The organism is Oceanospirillum sediminis (assembly GCF_014164585.1).
Classification (GTDB): Bacteria; Pseudomonadota; Gammaproteobacteria; order Pseudomonadales; family Halomonadaceae; genus Oceanospirillum; species Oceanospirillum sediminis.
This window is the reverse complement of sequence record NZ_JACJFM010000251.1, coordinates 1-350: the sequence shown is the minus strand read 5'-3', so window position 1 is coordinate 350 and position 350 is coordinate 1. Positions and strand designations below refer to the sequence as shown.

Below are 350 nucleotides of genomic sequence, written 5' to 3'. Positions count from 1 at the left end.
CTTTAGAAGATCCTGATAAGGCTATTGAAAACGGATATCTTATTGCAGACAAACTAAATATTGATTTACTAGATGCAAGAAAAAGAGGCTATCACAAATGGGTTGACAAAAAAGTTTTTAAAGATTATGGAAAAGTTTCATACCTTGACTAAAACAACTTCCGCTTCTCCGCAACATTATGTCCGCTACGCTTATAAAACACCTTTTTACCATTGGCACAAAAGGTGTAATTTCCTGAGGCTTTCCTTTCAGAAGCTGATATTAAAATTACATCTTTTACATCACATTTGTAATCTTTCGCAACTTTCTTTTTAATATGGCTTATAGTTGCCCTACCCTTTTTGAGCTGT

General features: G+C 33.7%; 1 protein-coding gene. It reads right to left on the bottom strand.

Features of this window, described 5'->3' with window-relative positions:
* Positions 1-148: 148 nt before the first annotated feature.
* Positions 149-350: hypothetical protein (locus H4O21_RS28595; protein ID WP_220495889.1), on the bottom strand; the 202-nt coding region annotated here is incomplete at its 5' end.